Raw genomic sequence first — 21104 nt, 5'->3', positions numbered from 1 at the left:
GCGCAGGGCAGGCTGTCACCGGTTATCTGCTTATGCTCTTCGGACGCCTCTGAAATTGCAATCCAACTGGGGGCAGTTAGTCATGGTCCCTAACGCAGAGCGTGAAGATTGTCCATAAGGCTGTTCAGTTACCGTCTCCCTTCGTGGATGAGGGACATCGCTGAATGCTTTCGCGGAGCAGTCCATTTCCAATGGCATCCGCTAAACGGGATTTTCTCGGGAGCGGAGTATTGGACAAAGCGGTGGCCGGTCCCCATGAGAAACGGGTCAGTGGCTACGGCCATTACATGGTGGGTGTACAGCAGCCCGGATATTTCAGCGCTTGTGCTTTTTAGCTTTTTTCTTACGCTGCTCTAGCTTCTTATCAAATACAATTTTATTCCACTGCTCTGCCATTTCGCCAGCCTGCCTATAAACGCTTTTGCTCATTTTAATACTTTCAAATATTCCAAGTATCGCAGGGGAGATCTCCATTCTCTGTTTTGTAAGAATGAAGACCATCTGGTGTGAAAACACACAAAGACATAGGGCAGTCAATAAGAGCGTTATCTGAATCCACAGGGATTCTCCGGGCGCGAATGCACTGGAGCTGATTTGTATTAGGTAATAGATAAATACGCCTATGATGAAAAGCTGAAGTCCAATCATGGAGCGAGTCATGGACTTAGGAAGTCGAACACCGACAATCTTTCGTTTTTGCAACGCAAAGCTGTCATACACGCTTAACAATAAAAATGGAAAGCCAGCAAAAGCTATGTCAATGCTTGACAGGCTGTAAACCGCCGAAGAGATGTTTATAATGAATGTAAGTGATAAGCCACTAAGTAGTGCTATACAGAAATCTTTCTTTAGCTCACCATAAAACTCCCTGTAATAGGGGGAGCTTCGTCCAGTCAAAGCTTGGATACAGTCATATGTGTATACCGTGCCGAGAATCCATGAGACGGATATCGCTGACAGCAGAAAAAAACTCCACCAAGAATGGTTTTGGAAACTCAGCTGCCATACAGTCGATGCGGCAGCAACGAAAAACAGGATGTACTTCATTAGGTTCAGCAATCTCTCATTGGCACGAGCGTCACGTTTGGAGACATCTCTGATGCCTGCTTTGATCAGCAATTCATGCATTGCATCAGGTGGCGCTTTTTTTCAGGCTGGCTTAGGTGAGTCACGCGCATGCCAATAGGGCCTTTACGTCGTCATCGTTGAGCATGAATACACCTGCCGCCACACTTGCTCCTGGTGTGCCCATCACAACCAGGTCTGCGTACATTCCTTGAGTTAGGGCAAATCCGTGCTGCTTCCCAGGAGCCGCGAATGCACCTTTTTGCTCAAGTCCAGCATTCTCGTAAAAATCTACCAGGTCATAGCCGCACAACAGGGCGGTATCGCGCGGATCGTCGATCAGCGCATTGAGAATCTGTGAGCCTATACCGTGGCCGCGAAAATCTGGGAAAACAAAGATTTTGTGACAATAGCGTGGAACGTTTGGGTCTGGATGAACGAACAGCAACGCATAACCGTAAAGGCAGCCATTTTCATGGCTCATGGCAACCTTCAGTTGCCCTGCTCGGTAGCATTCGTCAAAAATTCCCACTACATGCTTGATGGCCTTTCGGGTTGCCTCTTCTGAAAAGAAAAGAAACTGCATGGCTAGAGTGGGCTGAGCGAGCAGATCCTGAAGCACGCCTTTGGCTTCGTTTTCCAAGATCTGGAGAAGGAAGGTGTCGATCACTTGTTGATCAGAAAGAGTGGTGTCTAGCATGGATAAGCGCTCCTGCTTTGACTGGATAGCCTGCTCGTTCGAATGGGCGATACCAGTTGTCCTAGGGTAGAGCGCCGAGCGTACCTGCCACTGTGAGAGTTTGTCATCCAACATGTTGCGGCTTGGATACCCGGCTATGAAAGCCATTTAGCTGAGCTAGTTTGATTTTCGGGCACGGCATTCGTGACGACCAATGGAAAATAGTCCTGGCGTTGAGCCGCGCCTATTTTCACACCCCTCAACTCACTGTGTCGGCGTAGGCATGGCAAACGAGCTGTTAAAGGAATGGGGCTCACGCCTTATTGACTAAGCCCTCCTTTGTTATCAGATCGGGACGCCCGCTAAAATCATCAGATTCTCAGCCACTTCCTCAGCTTTCCGAGCAGCGATGGCGCTTGGAGTTGCGCTTGGACGACTGGAGTTGGTTGGCGGATTGCATCATCACTAGGTCGATTGGCTTGCAGTCGTGCCTTCGCCTGCTTGTCACGTCTGCGCCCTGCATCGATTGCATCTTGGGACATATCACCTGACCACTCGATGCTGCCAGAGCGAACCCAGTAGTGTGAGCGGCACTTGAACGTCCAATTGCCAATAGAAGGCTTGAGCGACACCGTTTGGCCATCGAATGACATCTGCCAGTCGGTTGGAGAGAACGGTGTGATCACCTTGTTGCCGCAACCACAGGCACACAGGTGTGCTGCAGTCGCGAACTCCATTGCCAAGTAAAGCTCACCCGCCTCTAGCCTCTCCGGGAAATGCTCCACGAATTGAGGCGTGAGGCTCTTAATGCTCATGGGCGCTCCTCGCTGTTGCCCATCTCGTTCAGGTTGGTCGAGTAGGTGAAGTGATCAGCCTGGACGTTGTCGACGTAGAAACCACACAGCCGTTTCCAGGTACCAATCGCCAGTACCGCGTTGAGGGCATTCAGATCAGCAATCTGAATGTTCGAGCGGTAGACATCCTCCCCAGCGTTCTCGGTCAGCGGCATGGTGCGATTGGCGTGGTCATGATGCCCAGGTGTGAGTGTCGTGACTCGGCAAGTGCCCCAAACCTGATGCGTTTCTCCTACCAAGTGAACGCCCATTCCAACGTCTAGCAGTGAGGTGCCAGTACCACGAAGCTCCCGCACCACTAGCTCACGAACCGCCGTGTTGTCGACGCTGAGGAACACGTAGTCGAAGGCTCGGAGCTCAGCGATATTTCCTGCTGTGATCATGCACACATGAGGAACGACATTGCGATGCATCTCACCGTACACCTCGTGCAGGTACTCTACCTTCATCATCCCCCGTTCGAGATGGGCGAAGGTGACAGCGCCCGGGTAGCGGAACGCGTTGTGCTGATGGAGTGCATCACCATCGAAGAGATGGATTTCTGCCACCGGCGTTTTCGCAACCTGATCCAGGATGTAAGCACCGGTACCTCCGAGTCCGACGATTGCGACCTTCAGTCCTTTGAACCTCTCAGTAGGCGTTCCGATGCCGGCACGTGCTGACGCCGTGTCGGTGTAAGTGAACACAGTCTCTTCAACCTCCGACCGAATAGGCGCGAAGGTTTTCGCGGTAACACAGTTATCAAGCGCTTCCGCCTGGCCACTCAGAATCGAAACGTAGATCGAGACCTTCTCGAAGTAATCGGCGTAGTTGCCACTGCGGAGCTTGGCCGAGAAATAATGGTTCACGACCAGATCTGGCAACAGCGAATTCAGATTGCTGTTGTTGATAATTTGCTCGAGGGGACGCCCTTGCGAATCGCAAGGGCAGTCACCAATGAAATGTGCAGTATGGTCGCTCGGTTGGCCCGCAACATCAGCCACCAGATTCAGCGCCATGACCAACACGCCTTTGCAAACCTGGCGCTGAGCATTTACGTAGGGCACGTCCCGAACCAAGAGGTAACCCTCCTTGGTGTCCAAGTTGTACCCTTCATTGCGCAAGCGCAGGAGGTAAGGACTACGACTTATCAGTTGGTGTGACATTGAAGTGCATCCCCTTCTTGATACGGACGTGTTGGCCATCGACCAGGTTGGTGAGAGAATTCCCTTCGTGCCCCTTGGCAAAGGTCACGGTGAAATGGGCATTCGGGCCTGGCTCAGCTTCCGGGTAGGCAAGCCGCACTACTTCCCAGTAGGTGAGGCTGCGGGAGTGGATGAACACAGGCAGCGTGTTGACGAAGACCTTGATGTTGATCTCCACCGCTGCGAAGTGCTCGACACCAAGGCGCGCCAAGTCGAACAGATCACGATCCTCAATCAGTTCATCGTCATCGCCCGGGATGACCAGGAAGATGTCGTATTTCTGAGCATCCACGCCTGCCAACTGCTTCAAGGTGCGACCAGAAATGCGCTGAGCGCCCCAGTCCTGCGCACGTCCATCGATGAAGAAGCGGAAGGTACGGTCGCTCTTGAATGCCAGGAACTTCTCGATGCCGGCCAGGCGCAAGTCACTGGTTTCACTAGGGCTGAGCAGCTCCAAGTGGCCGTTGGTGAGAACCTGAAACAGCAGGTACTCGTCCACCGGACGGAGCTCCGCAGCCTCCAATACTTGCTGCCCGGTTGGAACAGGATCAGCGATCACCAGTGGCCGGTATTCCAGAGCATCATTGCCGAGCTCGATTTTGTACGGGCCGTGATCCCGTACCGCGCGGCCCGCCAAGACGGCGGCGGCCACGTCCTCAACCTCAAAATCGTTCAACTGTGACATAGGGAAAAATCCTCGCATCCGAACCAAATGAGCTGTTGCCTAGGCAGACAACACCACCGATCTTAAAAAACGACCCGGGAGTCGTTGTCCAGCCAGACAACATTGGACTTCAAAAAAAACCCGCTTATCATGAGTGATGAATCGCGAGCTGTTGTCTGTCTAGGCAACAGACTACTCCCGCCCGTCTGGGCATTGCAATAGGTTGGAGAAAAAAATGGATTTGGCCGGGTTCATCGCTACCATGCGTGAACGAAAAGAGCTGAGTTTTCGGGACTTGGAAAAGCGTGCAGGCGACTTGGATCACGCTTACATCTGGAGATTGGAGAAAGGAGATCGGGCAGCGCCATCAGACGAAGTCGTCGCGCGCCTGAGCCATGCGCTCGAGCTAGATAAGCGAGAGGGTGAGGTGTTTCGTCTCTTGGCTAAGTCAGTAACCGTCGACGATGCGCTCTATGACTTGATGACTTCCCGCGTAGATCTCCCGTGGGATGTCCTGGAGGACGCCGCATCAATGAGCTTCCGAGGCGGGCGCCCCACCACGAAAGAAGCCTGGCTCAAGCGAATCAATATGCTCTTGGAAATGGACTAGAGAGGGATTTCATGGACGAAACTGTTGTAGTGGCTCGAGCTCGTAAACTGCTTAGAGATGCGAGCGTCACTTCAGCGCCAGTAGATGTAGAGGCGCTCGCCCAATCCCTAGGCTTCAAAGTTTCTCGCAAAGACTTGGAGGATGGTGAAGCAGGTAGCACATTCAAGCGCGGCGAAAAGAAATTCATATGGGTAAACGAAAGAGACAGCTTACTGCGCCAGCGCTTCACTATCCTGCACGAGATCGCGCACCACGTTCTTGAGCTCCCATCCAAGCATGGCGAGAAAGTTCCAGCTGATGAATTGGAGCGCTTCACGGGGCGCCACGAGGAGGAGGTGCTCTGTGACATCTTCGCTGCGGAGTGCTTGGTTCCTTGGGGGTTGATCCAACCACTTGCGGAGGAAAAGGACTTCAGCTTGGAGCATCTTGCCGATTTGGCTGAGCAGTTCCAAGCCTCCCGATCATGCATTGCCTCCAGATTTGCTCAAGCCTCGAATGGTCACCTAGCATTCGTCGTCGCAGAAGATGGCGTGGTCAAATATTCCATCGGTTCGAAGGCCCTTCGTGAATCGAGAGTGTGGATCAACCGAGGTATTCCGCTTCCTCAAAATTCCGCCGCAGCCAAGGCGTTCAGAGCTGGGATCGGTGGCCTGTATGAGGCGGATACCGAGGGCACTGATTGGAGCCATAGTGATGATGCTCGTCGGTTCGCTTGCTTCGAGCAAGCCACCTATCACCTACCGACCAAACAAACTCAGTCCATCCTCATTTTCGATGAGCTTGATCACAGTCCAGTGTCGAGCGGCTATCGGGCTGTCCATGACGAAGACGGGTTTCTGGAAGAACTTGATGGCCGCCCGGGTTGGTCTAAGTATCGATAGTAGCTTGAACGCATCCACAAGCTCTGCCTCGACAGCGACCGAGGGCTAGCAATCCACCTATGATGGCGCTAGTGCACGCCAATTGTGAGCCGACGCCTATCATCGCGTTATAGCTGATGCAGAATTGATCCATCTGCCGACTTGGCGTTGCCCCATAGGTATCAGGAGCCATTGCGGTAGTTCCGCACGTTCGGATCTGTGCGGGGTGCCGCAGGTAACTGCCGTCCCTACCGCGACCCCTCCAATGACTTTTCCAGTGGTCGTGGGCTTTTTAGGGAGAGGTCATCCGCCTTCTACCATGGGTTCGGTACCGCATTCGGCATGCAGGCACTCCTCGCAAAAAAATGCTGCTCGAAGTGGCCTGCACCGTCCGACACGCTCTGATAGGGTATGCGAGGCGGTGAGGGGCTCCTGCCCTCCGTTCGTTGCGAGTTAGCGGATTGAGAAAAGTGGATGACTCGAACCTTGCTCAGCGGATCAGCAGTCACCTATCTGACGGTAAATGGAGAGCAATACCATGGAATATAATGCAGCGCGTGCTTTGGAGCTCCTGCGTTTAGGTTCGGGACGACTCGATGCTACCTTCCGGGATGGCCAAGAAGAAGCTATACGCCACATCGTCGAAGGTAAGGAGCGCTTGTTAGTCGTTCAGAAAACCGGCTGGGGTAAGAGCTTCGTATATTTCATTGCTACTAAGCTGCTAAGGGAGGCTGGCGCTGGACCCGCGTTACTGATCTCGCCATTACTAGCTTTGATGCGAAATCAGGTTGTAGCGGCAGAGCGAATGGGTGTGCGAGCGGCCACGATTAACTCAGACAACAGGGAGGATTGGGCTGCGATTGAAGGCCAGCTTATTGCTGGTGGCATTGATATCCTCCTGATATCGCCCGAACGCCTCGCTAATGAGCGTTTCCGTACCCAGGTTCTGGCCCTGGTCGCTGCACGAATCTCCCTGCTAGTTATCGATGAGGCGCATTGCATCTCCGATTGGGGGCACGACTTCCGCCCACACTATCGATTACTGGAGCGGATGGTCAAAATTATGCCCCCCAACCTTCGTTTGCTTGCTACCACCGCCACGGCAAACAATCGGGTTATGGATGACTTAAAGGCGGTGCTTGGTCCCAGCATTGAGGTTGTCTGTGGAGATCTCAATCGTGCATCGCTTTCGTTACAAACCATCCGCCTTCCTCGCCAAGAGGAGCGTCTTGCATGGCTTGCTGAAAGGTTGGCCGCATTGAATGGGCACGGCATTATTTACACATTGACCGTGCGAGATGCTCTGCTAGTAGCGGGATGGTTGAAATCTCAAGGCTTTAACGTCGAAGCCTATACAGGGCAGACTGGTGATCGTCGGGAGGAATTTGAGCTTGCCCTGTCTAACAATGAAGTCAAGGCTCTTGTCGCGACACAGGCGTTGGGCATGGGTTATGACAAGCCCGATCTAGCATTTGTGATCCATTATCAGATGCCAGGTTCCGTGGTCGCCTACTACCAGCAAGTTGGTCGTGCGGGGCGTGCGTTAGATGCTGCCTACGGTGTGCTACTCAGTGGTGAGGAGGAGACTGAAATCACCGATTGGTTTATCCGTAGCGCTTTCCCGACGCAAGAGGAGGTCGCGGAGGTTCTAGGTGCGCTTGAAGATGCACCTGATGGTTTATCTGTCCCGGAGCTGCTCAGCAAAGTCAATTTGAGTAAGGGCCGGGTCGAAAAAACTGTGGCGTTGCTTTCGCTGGAGGCGCCAGCGCCTATAGCTAAACAAGGTGCTAAGTGGCAGCTTACCGCGGCAAACCTCAATCAAAGCTTTTGGGATCGCGCAGAGCGGCTTACTTCGCTGCGACAGGGTGAGCACCAACAAATGAGGGACTATGTCGGATTACCATTCGGCCAACATATGGCGTTTTTGATTGATGCACTGGACGGAGTCCCCGGTACGGGCAAGAAGCCAGCTCTACCTCCATTGCCCAGTACAGTGAGCGTTGGTTTGGTCAAAGCTGCGGTCGCCTTCCTGCGGCGTACTAGTCTTCCCATCGAGCCTCGCAAAAAGTGGCCTGACGGCGGAATGCCGCTGTATGGCGTAAGGGGGCTTATTCCGGCCAATCTTCAAGCCCAGCCCGGTAAGGCTCTTTGTATATGGGGAGACTCCGGTTGGGGCAGAATTGTGCGAGATAATAGATATCTTGACGGCTATTTTTCCGATGAGCTTGTTCAGGCATGTGTCGAAATGATTAAAAACTGGCGGCCAACTCCCGCTCCGGAATGGGTTGCTGCGATTCCGTCTCTGAAGCATCCAGAGATCGTACCCAATTTTGCAAAAAGGCTAGCCAGTGCGTTAGGCCTACCTTTTTACAATGTTCTCGCGAAGACGGAGGACAGGCCGGAGCAAAAAACCATGGCAAACTCTACTCAGCAGGCCCGCAACATTGATGGGTCGCTTAAAATCGATCAGATAATTCACGCGGGACCGGTGCTCTTGGTTGACGACATCGTCAATTCTCGATGGACTCTAACTGTCGCAGCTTGGCTGTTACGAAAAGCCGGTTGCGATGAGGTTTGGCCTATGGCCCTTTCACTAACTGGCCACGATGAATGATGTCACCTCTTTCACCCAATACGCAGGCGATACTGTTGCTTACGGCACCACTAATTGTTGGACGTGGCTTGCAATCGCCAGACCTACTATCGCCTGCCGAATACAAGCGTTTAGCTAGTCATTTACACCAGATCCAGAAACAACCTGCCGATCTTCTTACCGCGGAATCCACTGAGATTCTTCGTTTATGTCGGCCAATAGCAGATGAAAGTCGACTACAACGGCTGCTGGGACGGGGCTTCTTGTTGAGCCAGGTAGTCGAGCGGTGGCAGACACGGGCTATCTGGGTCATTAGTCGAGCTGACCCTGAGTATCCGCGACGTCTCAAAGCTCGTCTTCGTGCTGATGCGCCAGCAGTGCTTTACGGGTGTGGAGATATTTCGCTGCTTGAATCGGGTGGGCTCGCTGTCGTCGGGTCGAGGAAAATCGACGACGCATTAGTCGACTACTCCATGTCCATCGGAGGGCTGGCAGCTTGTGCCAACAGAACACTAATATCGGGAGGGGCTAGGGGGGCTGATCTGGCTGCAATGCGGGGTGCATTGCAGTCGGGTGGCAAGGTCATTGGTGTTCTAGCGGAAAACTTAGAGCGAACTGCCATGAGTCGTGAGGAAAGGAATTCCTTGCGTGATGGAAAATTAGTTCTTGTTTCTGCTTATGATCCTAATGCCGGCTTCAACGTTGGTCATGCTATGCAGCGTAATAAACTCATTTATGCGCTGGCCGATGCATCCTTGGTCGTGAACACGGACCATAACAAAGGCGGGACATGGGCTGGTGCTGTGGAGCAGCTGGATAAGCTCCAGTATGTGCCTGTATTTATTCGATCAACGGGTGAGTCCTCTACCGGCCTTGATGCTTTGGGTAATCGGGGGGCGATACTTTGGCCGAATCCTCAGGATGTCGAAGCCTTTAACCAAATATTTGCGATCAAGGTTTCTAGCACAGACGCGCCTCAGCAACCAAAACTCTCATTATCGTCCGCTGATGAAATAGAGAGCTTGTCGGTGTCTGAGCCAATGACTGAGTCGCAGACTTCGTTAGAAGCGTCATGTGAACCTCTACTTCCTATAAGTAATAGCGTCGGCAGAGATGCTGTTGAGCCAACGTTGAAAGTTGTGTCTGAAGTAATGGATTCCTTCCCGAGGGTACAAGTGGATCACGCGGATTTACTTTTTGCTACGGTAAGAGATCTGATTAAAAAACTACTGATAACCCCGACAAAAGATGCTGATATTGCTGCGGCTTTAGACGTGACAAATGGGCAGGCAAAGGCATGGCTTCAGCGCCTCGTTGAAGAGGGTGTTATCGAAAAGCAAAAAAAGCCTGTGGGCTACGTGGTTAAGCGATCTGAGTTGTTTAAGTAGCGTTGTAGGTGGTTATGCACCCTAGCCAACTCGGTCTTGGTGCCGGCAAGCTTATCCATGGGCTCGATGGCGAACCAGATGGCGTCGATGCGGATCATTTGGCAAGCTCACGCACAAAGCGTGCGCATCACTCAGGATGGGGAATTTGTCATTTGACCGTGATTGATAGTTCGCCAACGAGTATCTCAATGACCGCCAGTGCCCTAGTCCGCCGTTTAGGCGAAACCTTCAACGGAACAAACGCAGGCGGCGCTGCAGCTGACTAATCCCGGTAGAGCGGCATCCATTTGCAGATGACATTAGCATTGATGTCATGGGCGATGGCAACGCTGGAGAGGGTCGCGCCGGGTTGCAGGCATTCCTGAACGATCTGGGCTTTGATCGGTTTCGGCTAAGAGCGTCGTTGGCGCATGAAAAGCCAGGCGATAAGGGCGATCGCGTCCGCGTAGAAATACGCGGACATCATCGTCCCTAACGCTGGAGTCCGGAAGGTGTGTTCCCGGAACGCCTACGCATATCCAAATATATCCTGTCGACTATAAATTATAGCCAACAGGATATATTTGGATATTTCCGCTGGTAGCTAAGCATGAGCACTGCAGCGCTACACTTGCGTTCACGAGCGAAGAATCGCGCCACACCGTCATAGTGCGCTCGTGCAATCAACTCTGGTGTTAATGGCAGAGCAGTTTAGCGGCAAGCGTTGAATCCAGAGGTATGCGTCCGGGCATCACGCCTTGCGTGATTAGGCCGGCTGCCACCTATGCGGCAGCAACTGATCAATTTCACTCGCTCGCTGCGTTGGTAGGCGCGTAAGGACATCCTTCAGATATGCGTACGGATCATGGCCATTGAGCCGCGCAGACTGGATCAAACTCATAATCGCCGCCGCCCGTTTGCCGCTGCGCAGCGAACCTGCAAAGAGCCAGTTTTTGCGACCCAACGCCCACGGTCGGATTTGGTTCTCGCACCAATTATTGTCAATGGGTACGGCCCCGTCATCGAGGTAGCGCGACAACGCTGCCCAGCGTTTCAGGCTGTAATCCAGTGCTCTGCTGATGGCTGAGCCTTCAGGCACGAGATCGCGCTGGGCCATCATCCAGGCATGCAGCCTATCCATCACCGGTACGGCTTTTTCTTGCCGTATTCGGCGCCGTAAATCCGGCTCCAGGTCGCGCACTTCACTCTCGATTTCGTAAAGCAACTGGATGTAGCGCAGGGCCTGTTCGGCGAGCGTGCTCTTGTTGGTCGCGTGCAGTTCGAAGAACTTGCGCCGCGCATGGGCCATGCAACCGATCTCGGTCACGCCGAGTGCGAAGCTGGCCTTGTAGCCGCCAAAATCATCACAGACCAGTTTACCTTTCCAGTCTTGCAGGAAGTTGCGAGCATGTTCACCAGCGCGGCTGGGGCTGAAGTCATAAACAACAGCTGCTGTTTCGCAGAACTAGCTGGTGGCGTAGGCCCAAACATAGGAGCGGTGGGTTTTCTTTGAGCCCGGCACGAGCATCTGCACGGGTGTTTCATCGGCATGAACAACCTGTTGCCCAAGCGCTACGTCGCGCAGTGCATCGACCAGAGGTTGCAGCTGCACCCCAGTCACACCCACCCATTGAGCCAAAGTTGCCAGTGAAGCGTTGGACCTCTCTGTGGACACTGCCATTGCGTTGGTCAAGGCTGCAAACTGCGGCGACTGAGGCGATCATAAACAATCTTTGGCCTCATCATGGCAGGCATGGTGTGCGCCGGTTCACAGGCTGCGGCCATTCTCATCTGCCCACCAAACAGCTTGTTCCCTCTGCTAGGACAGCACGTCTCTCTATGCAGTTGCAATGGTTTGCGTCTCTCCTGTGAAACGAGAGGCTTGCATGCATCCTCCGAATCTGCATATTCTAGAAAGGTCTTGAACAGGGGCTGCTAGCACCGCCCCGAGTCGATCTCTAGAGACTGTTTAATTTTTCGTTGTTCATCCCCGTTACGACATTCGCACTGTTCTCCAATCGGAGTTCTGCGCAACGGGTTAGCTAGCGACTCATGCGTTGAACCAGCTACGGCGAGCTTTTCTCGCGGTAGGTTTATTACGATTACGGAGAATCCCATGAGCAGAGTCTGCCTCACAAAACGCGATATTGAACGCAAACGCCCGAATGACATTACCCGCGCTATCCTGACTTACATTCACGGTGATGCCGTTGATCATCAAGAGATCAATGTCAAAACACCTGGCCTATTCGGCCACGCCAACACCCATAGCATGCAAGCTGAAGCCGGCAAGGACCCACTTCCTGAACCTGGCACAATCACCCGTGACGATATCTCTCTTACTCTAGCCAGCAACCTCAAGGGTATGTTGGGCATCTCCCTTTTGACTGCGTTCCAAGCGGTCAAGACATCAAAGCTGCGTACCCTGGACATCGATTCCCTGACAGTGGAAAAGCTTGCGGAGTCCTCAACTTTGGATTTCGATAGCGCAAACCCGGGCAAGAAATTAATCGCCTGTGAACTTCCCAGCTCCATAAGCGATTCACCTATCTTGACGCAGCAGCTGCTTGACGCCGGCGCGCCCCCATACGACCTACTCGTCCGGAGCGGTGGCTACGCGTTCATGTGGTCCAAGCTAGAGGCTATTTTCCAGGCAATCGTCAATACGAAAGGGCGCGCACTGAGGGGGGAGCGTAGCGTTGAGGGTGCGGTCGATGCTGAGGAAGCGGTCGACCGCTACCTTCGTCACGAACTCATCCCAAACGCATGGCAGCCACTGCATGACATGCACAATGACGACATCGAGGTCCCCAACCATGACGTCATCGCGCTCTACAACGCAGAGGGCTGTTACATCGGACGCGTGCTCTACCATCGCGGACTCAATGCAGTGATCCCTAAGCTGTATTACACCGACAGCGAGGTCAAAAAGGGAAAGATCAACCTTCTGACTGACAATCCCGATAATTTCGCTGGTAGCGTAAATATATCGTCGGACGCCCCTTTCCTCTTTCCGGTGGATGTGGGATGTGACGAACCTGTTTTCACCTCACGGGAGTACTGCTCTCCCCAACTGCGCGTTCCTGATTACACAACCCAGCCTTCGGTTGACACCGCCAGCCTGAGTGTTCTGCAGGGTGTACTCTGCGGCTCCGCCACGATCCATGTTGGCAAAACCACTTCCAAGCTTTGGGCTATCGATGGTGAGATTGCGATTCCAAAGATTTCCAGTTTTTCCCGGCTGTACCAAGGCTATATCCGGGCGTTCAAATGGTTAGACGAATCGGACTTCCCTCTGCTGCTGCCATTGCAGCAGGGCTCTGCTGCTTCTAGCGAGCGACTCAGTTTTATGGATCGACATGGTCCAAAAGAGATCCTGCCACGCAAGACGGTTGAGTTCACAGAACGGCTTTGCAAGAAGATCGACCGTGATATCAGCGAGGCACGCACCGCGCTTGAGGACCCGGAGGAGACTGAGGCTATTCTTGGTCTCATTCTGAAGGAAGTTAGCGCAGATCGAATCGATCAGTGTGCACTTACCATCCTTGAAGCCGTTGATTCTGATTTGGCTGAGGAAACTGGGCACCTCCAAGCCCAGGTACCGCCTCTGCTCAAACGCCATCCAGCATTGAAAGCGTTTAGCCTTGACACCCATCTGGCAATTCTCAAAGGTGCTGTTGAGGATGATGGGGAGTGTGCTGATGGAAGCCAAGTTGGATTTGCCGAGGCGATAGTTACCTTGGTCGCATTGGCCAGCGCATGTACCTCAGCCGTAGCACCTCAATGGGCTGCTCTCCGGCCAAGCATGCTGGCAGTTGGTATGTGGCTCAATGGTCAGGTCCCCCTTGCGGAAGTCCACGCTTTTATCAGGACACTCAGAATTTCGTTGCAGCAAGCCGCTAAGCAGAAGAGTTTGGTTGATCTGATGCAAGCGGCAGTAGCAGCCGAAGTCGATAGCCGGGAGCGCGCGAAGGAACTGGGAATGCTCTTTGCGGGTAACCGCGTCACCATCAGTCCATCAAACCGTCTGCAAATGCATCGTAAGTTTTCTGTTGGTGCACTACCGAAGTAAGTCGGAGGCTGCCCCGCCTGGGGTAGCACCCAAGTGCATAGACATGTTGGCGCCAATGTCGAATTGAACCAAGTGCTGAGGTGTCACCGATCTATCTGATTTCTTGCGAATCATTGGCTGTGCTGAGTTTTCGGTGGTTGGACCTGGAGTGTTGGCGCTGATGCGGAATTGCCCCAGGTGCCGACGCAAGAATGACCCAAGTCCAATCGGCTCAAATCCAGCAAAGACAATAGACTGCACGAAGTCAGAATGGCTCAGCGATATCTCGGCAGCTGGGTCAACTCGGTATCAGCGCCAACAGGTCAAATAAGCAGGTCGACGTCTGAAGCTAAAATATCTCTGCTCGATTTTGAAGAAGCCGGGGCTATAAACCCCAGATTCGCACTCATCGCGCCACTGCGAATTAGATTCTTCAGCCCCAGCTTCTGCACTCTGAGCCATTTCCGCGAGGTAGGCATTCATACCCAGAAATCACACCGCGCAAATATGAACCAGAGGACGCCTGAGTGTAAGCGTACGCCAACCTTGCGTAAGTCAGATAGGCCCCCACTGAAGCCAAGGGCAGCTCGATAATCACTGAGGATTCGGCTGGCCGTTTGAGTGCAGCCGTGAGCGAGATAAATGCCGGCAGCGATGGTGCTGCGGGTAGATCTCGGTAGAGCAGCATCCATTTGCAAATGACATTGGCGTTGATGCCGTGGCTGATGGCAACGCTGGGCACTGTTTCGCCAGGTTGCAGGCATTCCTGAACGACTTGGGCCTTGAACGGTTTGGGATAAGAACTTCGTTGGCGCATGGAAATCCTGGCGATAAGGGTGATCGCGTCCGCTTAAACATACGCGGACACCATCGCCCTTAATGCTTGAGTTCGGAAGGTGAGTTTGTCGGACGCTTACAAAGAATCTTCTCTCATCAGCGCTTGATCAGGTTTTGGGGGCAGGGAAAGTCGAGTCAACACGAGATCGCCGGAAAAAATCACCCGGACCTGAACCCCTGGCCACTTAACCTGGTATCACGTGACCTCGTCAGTCAGTCCAATGGACCACGCTCGCTTGGGTGCTTAGTCCCAAGAGACTGCGCTCAAAAAAGAGTTATTTATCGTTCCGATCGGGAATGGGTATCATAGTCGGCTGACATGTGCGCAGTCCTACTGATATGGCTGAAACCCAAAAATAATGAGAATCTTTACCCCATTACCTGGAGAGTACGTGGCGTCAGCGCTGCAAAGAGGGAATGAGATGCTCGGCATCAAAACTCTCGTACCTGCTGACTTCATAATTAAAGCTATTCCTAGGAAAGGTTATAGTAGAGCTCCTGGTTATAAATTGGAATACAGGACGCACGCACTATTTGAATACCCAAACTGGATGATTGAGCAGAAAATAGCAACAGAAATTTTATTGAATAATACCCTGTTCCCCATGACTAAAGCATTAGGACGATCTAATAGCAATACGGTAGTAACACCGAGAATCTGGAAAAAGATATGTCCTGACTGCGCACTTAATGATTATGAAAATTATGGAACAGCATACGTACACCGCAGCCATGTACAAATGTCTGTTCAAATATGCAGCGTTCATGGCGCTGAGCTAATAACAACCTGCCCCAAATGCTTGATTCCGATTCGTTATCACAAACTCTCCCAGCTTGGAGTATGCAGCCTATCGTATAAAAATATATCCCGCCAACCAGGCTCCCTAAAACATCTGCATGCAGGTTTCGTTGCAGGACTTCTTGGGTATGATGGCACCCAACCCAAACGCCACAGCACTCAGTGGATTGTAGGCAGCAGCTTGTTTTTAAAATATTCCGGTGAGGAGAGGGAGAATGATGATTATATAGCGGCCGAATCGGAGCTCGGCGGTAGAAAGATGAACGGAGTTTGGATTGCTACCTCTGACGACACCTTAATTATTCAAGCATTCCTTGGTTGCGGGACCGCTGAAAGATACTTACATCTGCTGGCGAATGAATCCGCCAGGGCCCAGTTGCAAAAGGACGTGTCAGCCCTGAGGTATGCTAACAGCATCGCCCGCTGGAAGTGCGAAATTGCAAATTGATGTCTTATTCGGTGGAAAGAATTTCCAGCACTTCTTCGTCAGCTACGTATGATATTCTAATAGCAGCACATCGATATACAACGCTGATAGCAGTTCTCTCAGGCAACAAGTAGTGCCTCACCGCCCACCTGATTTTACGAGTTTGATAATCATGATTAGACTCAAGCATATTGTTCATCAACGTGATACTTGTTGGAAACTTTTCAGGCGTCCTCAAAAAGTCATGATGATGGGCCACAGATCTGTTCAGCGCGGCGCGGGTAATCCTTATTGGTTTACCTTGCGCAGACAATATCTTATCTCGAGCAGCTAACAGATCCTGGGCAAGCCCCAGGTCCCGAGCTCCCCAATCGACCAACTTCGTGCTCGCTCTGGGGAAAGGGTGGGATGACACATACTGCGCTAACCAAGCCCTGTCATGACGGTAAAGCCACCCATATCCGGGCTTGTCATGGCACCTCGCCGCAGAGCTATCGGAGAACGCTGCGCGGTGCGCCTCGATCGCGCAGGTGCTTACAATACTCAACGTATTACTCGACCTAGACGCCTCCGTCATACTTGTATCCGTCTGCGGACGAAAGGACTGGAGCTGTTCAGCGTCCATCCCGAGAAGCCAGCACAGGAAATAGAATTTGAATGGCTGTACGACAGCCTCACGGGAGCGCAACACTGCCAAGGCCCAGTCGCAGGATTCTCTGACCTCGTGAAACTCCTTCGCAGCGGGGCTGCAAAGGAGTCGTGGCATCAGATAATCCTTCAAGGCGCGCTCTTTAATCCGGCCAGACTTTAGGAACCCCATCTCGTCTAGACGGTGCCTGAAAAGCCTTTCGTCCAGCAATCTTTTGGCGTCGGAAGGATGTTCAAGTCCCCATAGCTGCATGCCACTCACAGCATCAGCAGCAAATTTACCCTGGCCATCTATGACTGGTAATCCCAATGCTTCTCCCGGAAGCAGCATGCAACGCCAGTCCCCACCACCCGGAAATGTCATTTCGCGGAGCACGATACCATGCTGTGGACAGGTGCATGTGCCGATCGCCTGGTGAATCCGATGCCAGTATGGCGAGCCGCAATCACGGGTATCTTCGGAGATGCAGCATTCGCAATACCTGAATGACGCATGCTTCAAGAAGCCGGAGGCGGTGATGCCCAGACTCATCTTCAAGCCTGTTCCGGAGTTTCCAGCCATGGAAATACATGCGGCGCTGTATCTTGCACCGTTCACAAAAGGTTTGTAGAGCGGCAAAAGCGTAAAACGATCAATCAACTCGTCTACCGAGTAAGCTGAGGCTAACCGCTGAGACAGAGCTTCCAGACAGCATGGCAAAATCGAGCCGCAAGTTCTGGAGTACGTATTGAACAGCTCTTGACTCGTCTGACGGTAACTGTTGTTCGCCGAAAACCTGTGATAGCGGACCGCCAAGCTGTAAAGCAACTCATCTGGAAACGGTTGAGGGAAACTAAGCAAGCGCTCCATTGATCCGGGCCCCCGCGGGTTAGGTCACCAGGCGGAATCCTTATCCACCCAGCCGCGCCGTTCAAGCCGAGTCTGTACATCATCGTCCTCGGCGAAAAGGGTGCCTGGGGCAGGCTCTTTGCTAACCGGAACGACCGGCTTACGGGTGCGCTTCGTGGGCTGTTTCGCCGCCGGCTCCACTGCACCGATCCCAACCTGAGTAATCAGTGAAAGATGTGCTCTATCGGCACGGCGTGCCAAGTCGTAGTTCATCATCTGAACGATCTGATCCTTAGTCGGCATCATATCCTCGAAGTCAGCTATCTGCATTGGATCACCGCTCCTTAACGCTTCAATGGGCTTATGCAGGAGCCTCATTTGAGTGTCATAAACCTGCTGAAGAACTGCCGGTGTGATTGACTCGATGTCTTCCCAGATCGCATGCCGCTGGGTAAGCATCAGAAGCTTGGCCAGGAAATCGGTATTGCCTTGGGTGAGGTCGTATATCTTAGAGAGAAGCTTGTTCGTCAACGGCGCAGGCGTTTTAGTCCAGTCATATGCACACATCTGGGACACAAGATGCGCCCAGAACGGATCGTCCTCACTGAACCTGTCGAACGCGATCGGTCCCATTCCCGCCGCTCGCCGCGCATTTCGCAAAACACCAGAGAACAGTGGAAGCATCGCGTTCGTGCCAACATACACCAGGGGCACGCCCGCATCATTTGATAGCGTCACAAAAAAATTAAGCAGCTTCTCACGGTCCAACCCGCCCCGGGATGAACACAGATGCTGCATCTCGTCGATGATGAGCGCGCCGATGTAATAGGTTTTGCACAGCTGACTGATGTTCTGCAGCATCACACTGATGCTGCGGCCGGTAGCAGCCCTGGTCGAGTACTTATGGATACCTAAAGCGCCATCGAGGGAAGCGAAGAAAGCGGCGCAAAAACCTCGTAGCGAGCCATCATGCGGGCACTCAATTTTGAGCCAAACCACCTGCGTCTCGATGAAGATTTTTCTCTTGTATTGACTGTGGCTGATCACCTGTGGATAAAGTTTGGCAATGGAGTTGATCGCAGTCGTTTTCCCCATGCCGCTCAAACCCATCAGAGTCATCGTCTCAGCAGTGGACATGAACCCGGTTCCTGCTATAGCTGCCGACGAAGGTGAGCGATGCCTGAGGGTTGAGGCATGCAACGGGTTTCGACCCGTGTATCCGTAGCGGATTAATTGGCTAAACAGATCCTCGAGTCTAAGGTGAATTTCAAACGGAATGACAAGGTCCTTGATCCTATTGATTCCATGACCACGAAGCTTCGGGTCCAGCGCTCTCTCCGCCTCATCAGGTCGCACAGGAGTGTTCCCGATGCGCCTTACGACGTCAGCATCCGACAAAATCCTGGGCAGGCACTCAATTAGGGGATTACCGTCATATTGAGGCATGTCCGTAGGGACATAAGATGCACGTGAAAAAACGAAGTCATTCATGCCTGGCCCCTTCGTCCCCATTTACCACCAACTTCAGGAAGGCAGCGCTCCTGCCAGAAATAGGTCGCGGAGCAGGCTTGATATTTTCCTCCGTCACAGCTGGGTTATCCACAACCCGGAGTTGATTCAGATCAGCGGTGTGTAGATCTCGGTCGCTCTGAGCCTCTACCCCTCGCTTAGTCCGCTTGTCGCATTTAAACTCAGCGTTCGATTTTGGATCGCCTTGTGCTTTGCGCTTTGCCTTCGCACGCTTCAATATCTCCTCCTGGCGACCCTGCAGGCGCGCACCAGTGTTGGCAGCTTCGTAGCGGTCTTCTGGCGAAACCTGTTTCACGATGCTGATCATATCCAGGACCTCCTCCAGACGCAGGCCCATATACTTATCCCGCTGCTGCGGTACGATCGTAAGCATTTCGAATCCCGCACCAGATTTTATCCAGCAATTCTCGATAGAGTTAGGGTCGTAAAAAACTGTCACGGGTTTGGTTTCAAAGCTGTGAGCACGTTCCAACCATTGGTGGCGAACAGCAGTCTCGCAGGTATAAAGCACACCTTGAAAATTGATCCCGCCGCGGCCAATACTGCATTTGCGCGAGGGCAACAATGCGATCTTCAACTCCGATGGTGACACGACCTTAGAATTCAGGAGATTGTTTGCCATGGACCAATTCCACATGGCTAATGGAGTTGGCTTCACTTCAGCGGCGACCATCTCACGGCTGAGAAGGTGAGGAACCTGCAGGGTTTTGTTGTGAGCCAAGACTCCCTCGATCACCAATTCTGTGAACTCATCAATGTCAAACACTGCATCGAGCTGATAATCTCGGTCACCACGCTCCAACTTACGTGCATCCACGCCACCTGGTAAAAACTTCAAATCCAGCTTGTCGTTGATCAAACGGAAACGGCTTTCAACGATGGCTTTCCAGTCTGGCCGAAACGGCGGCAAGATCTTCAAGGTAGTGCCAACAGTCTGGGTCATGGTCTCACCAGCACCACTAAGGAGCTCAGCGCGGTCTGCTACAATCTCCACCGGCACATGAGAACAAGGCCATTGTTCATCCTCGATATCTATATTATAGCGCTTGCAGAACTCTTGTTTTGGGGTGCAAGCATTGTAAATGGCATGCCTCGCTCCGTTCCAGCTAGGCCCTTCAAGCCCTACATGAATACCTACAATCATTCTAGTGAAAGTATCCACCACAACATAAAGCACAGGCCTGCCGACCAGCCACAGCCTATTTACGCGATGCACTAAATAGACATCAGCAATTGTCGAGTCGATTTCATATCGGTGTGCAGCACCGATAAGCTTATGCGATGCGGACCCTACAATTGCCCGATAATCTTTATTGAAGCGAATCGATCCTTCACGGTTCTTGAGCTTGTATAGAGCGTCAAAAAACTCCTTCCCATTATGTACAAGCTGATTAACAGATGGATAACTACTTCTTACTAAATCCCCTTTTGAACCATCTGACTTTATCGACCTATAAAACTTATTGAGCATCCACTCATGACATTTTTTAATTGTCCCGCACTTACCACTAGCAAAGCGGCCATACGCCAACTTAATATGTGTCAAGTGGCGTGGATCGAGAAGAATTGCCCCACCTTCATCAACAACAACGCCAAGGTATTTTTGGGGCCGACCGGGAACGATACCAGAGGCGCGACTCTTTTTTTTTCCTGGGCCACCACATGTACTGGTATTCCATAAAAACGCGTTACGAGTTTGTCCCATGCTCCAATACCGGTAGAGTAGTCGGTAGATTTGCTTACGATCCACTCCCATTAGCACTGCATGACCAGCGACAAACGTACCGAAATTGGGCGTTAGAATATCCAGAGGTACTTTATTCTCGAGTAGGCCACGAACCAGCTCCCAATTCTTATCACGGCTATTCTTCTCTTTCTCACTGATTTCGTCATCGGTGCGGAGTAAGTGCATCGGCACCAATTCAGCATTGACCACAGCTGCGCCACTATCGATTTCGTCGATCAATAGAGATCGCTCGATTCGCCACGGCTTGGTCGGGTTAGTCCCTAGGTCGATGACCAAGATGACGTCATCAGTTACGCCTAATACTCTGATAGGCTTCTTCAGCACCCCAGCTCCTTCACCTGGGGAAACGATACAGTTAAC

General features: G+C 52.4%; 16 protein-coding genes and 1 pseudogene. 6 read left to right on the top strand and 11 right to left on the bottom strand.

Going from position 1 to position 21104, the window contains the following annotated elements:
• Window positions 1–315: 315 nt before the first annotated feature.
• The 5 genes from IV01_RS13045 to IV01_RS13065 all read right to left on the bottom strand — a co-directional run bounded on the left by IV01_RS13045 (window position 316) and on the right by IV01_RS13065 (window position 4467).
• Window positions 316–1128, bottom strand: coding sequence for a hypothetical protein (locus IV01_RS13045; RefSeq protein WP_032628528.1), 813 nt, complete (start codon window positions 1126–1128; stop codon window positions 316–318).
• Between the two features lie 40 nt (window positions 1129–1168).
• The gene (locus tag IV01_RS13050) at window positions 1169–1765 is read right to left on the bottom strand and encodes a GNAT family N-acetyltransferase (protein WP_032628629.1); all 597 of its coding nucleotides are present in this window, start codon (window positions 1763–1765) and stop codon (window positions 1169–1171) included.
• A gap of 350 nt (window positions 1766–2115) precedes the next feature.
• The gene (locus IV01_RS13055) at window positions 2116–2559 is read right to left on the bottom strand and encodes a DUF6527 family protein (RefSeq protein ID WP_032628527.1); all 444 of its coding nucleotides are present in this window, start codon (window positions 2557–2559) and stop codon (window positions 2116–2118) included.
• Window positions 2556–3743, bottom strand: coding sequence for a ThiF family adenylyltransferase (locus IV01_RS13060; protein ID WP_032628526.1), 1188 nt, complete (start codon window positions 3741–3743; stop codon window positions 2556–2558). The genes IV01_RS13055 and IV01_RS13060 overlap by 4 nt, the downstream gene beginning before the upstream one ends.
• Complete coding sequence (locus IV01_RS13065; protein ID WP_032628525.1) at window positions 3718–4467, bottom strand: multiubiquitin domain-containing protein; 750 nt, start codon at window positions 4465–4467, stop codon at window positions 3718–3720. The genes IV01_RS13060 and IV01_RS13065 overlap by 26 nt, the downstream gene beginning before the upstream one ends.
• 214 nt (window positions 4468–4681) lie before the next feature.
• Between IV01_RS13065 and IV01_RS13070 the strand changes: the two genes are divergently transcribed.
• The 4 genes from IV01_RS13070 (at window position 4682) to IV01_RS13085 (ending at window position 9897) form a co-directional block, all read left to right on the top strand.
• Complete coding sequence (locus IV01_RS13070; protein WP_032628524.1) at window positions 4682–5056, top strand: helix-turn-helix domain-containing protein; 375 nt, start codon at window positions 4682–4684, stop codon at window positions 5054–5056.
• Window positions 5057–5067: 11 nt separating this feature from the next.
• Window positions 5068–5937, top strand: a complete 870-nt coding sequence (locus IV01_RS13075; RefSeq protein WP_032628523.1) for an ImmA/IrrE family metallo-endopeptidase — start codon at window positions 5068–5070, stop codon at window positions 5935–5937.
• Between the two features lie 517 nt (window positions 5938–6454).
• Entirely contained in the window at window positions 6455–8530 is a 2076-nt protein-coding gene (locus IV01_RS13080; RefSeq protein WP_032628522.1) for a RecQ family ATP-dependent DNA helicase, read from the top strand.
• Window positions 8527–9897 (top strand): DNA-processing protein DprA, encoded by a 1371-nt coding sequence (locus IV01_RS13085; RefSeq protein WP_324294255.1) that lies wholly within the window; start codon window positions 8527–8529, stop codon window positions 9895–9897. The genes IV01_RS13080 and IV01_RS13085 overlap by 4 nt, the downstream gene beginning before the upstream one ends.
• Window positions 9898–10159: 262 nt before the next feature.
• Here IV01_RS13085 and IV01_RS27470 read toward each other — a convergent pair whose 3' ends face one another.
• A complete protein-coding gene (locus IV01_RS27470) occupies window positions 10160–10267 on the bottom strand; it encodes a transposase (RefSeq protein ID WP_418903532.1) in 108 nt (35 codons plus the stop codon).
• A gap of 375 nt (window positions 10268–10642) precedes the next feature.
• Window positions 10643–11521, bottom strand: a pseudogene (gene tnpC, locus IV01_RS0125045) (IS66 family transposase); the annotation flags it as partial.
• A gap of 471 nt (window positions 11522–11992) precedes the next feature.
• Here tnpC and IV01_RS13090 point away from each other — a divergent pair.
• Complete coding sequence (locus IV01_RS13090) at window positions 11993–13948, top strand: hypothetical protein (RefSeq protein ID WP_032628520.1); 1956 nt, start codon at window positions 11993–11995, stop codon at window positions 13946–13948.
• A gap of 412 nt (window positions 13949–14360) precedes the next feature.
• Here IV01_RS13090 and IV01_RS26320 read toward each other — a convergent pair whose 3' ends face one another.
• Window positions 14361–14744 carry a transposase gene (locus IV01_RS26320; RefSeq protein ID WP_080290293.1) on the bottom strand — a complete coding sequence of 128 codons (384 nt, stop codon included), beginning with the start codon at window positions 14742–14744 and terminating at the stop codon, window positions 14361–14363.
• Between the two features lie 442 nt (window positions 14745–15186).
• Between IV01_RS26320 and IV01_RS26640 the strand changes: the two genes are divergently transcribed.
• Complete coding sequence (locus tag IV01_RS26640) at window positions 15187–16011, top strand: hypothetical protein (RefSeq protein ID WP_154232213.1); 825 nt, start codon at window positions 15187–15189, stop codon at window positions 16009–16011.
• A gap of 4 nt (window positions 16012–16015) precedes the next feature.
• Here the strand turns inward: IV01_RS26640 and IV01_RS13100 are convergent, their stop codons facing one another.
• The 3 genes from IV01_RS13100 to IV01_RS13110 are packed head-to-tail and all read right to left on the bottom strand — an operon-like array spanning window position 16016 to window position 21068.
• Window positions 16016–17488: a TnsD family Tn7-like transposition protein gene (locus tag IV01_RS13100; RefSeq protein ID WP_032628518.1), complete on the bottom strand. Its 1473-nt coding sequence runs from the start codon at window positions 17486–17488 to the stop codon at window positions 16016–16018.
• 24 nt (window positions 17489–17512) lie between these two features.
• On the bottom strand, window positions 17513–18958 hold the full coding sequence (locus IV01_RS13105) for an ATP-binding protein (protein ID WP_032628627.1): 1446 nt from the start codon (window positions 18956–18958) through the stop codon (window positions 17513–17515).
• A complete protein-coding gene (locus IV01_RS13110; RefSeq protein WP_229636120.1) occupies window positions 18951–21068 on the bottom strand; it encodes a Mu transposase C-terminal domain-containing protein in 2118 nt (705 codons plus the stop codon). The genes IV01_RS13105 and IV01_RS13110 overlap by 8 nt, the downstream gene beginning before the upstream one ends.
• Window positions 21069–21104 lie beyond the last annotated feature (36 nt).

This window comes from Pseudomonas syringae (genome assembly GCF_000737245.1).
In the GTDB taxonomy this organism is placed as follows: domain Bacteria; phylum Pseudomonadota; class Gammaproteobacteria; order Pseudomonadales; family Pseudomonadaceae; genus Aquipseudomonas; species Aquipseudomonas syringae_J.
Note: the sequence above shows the minus strand (reverse complement) of the source record. Positions and strands in the feature narration are given on the sequence as shown.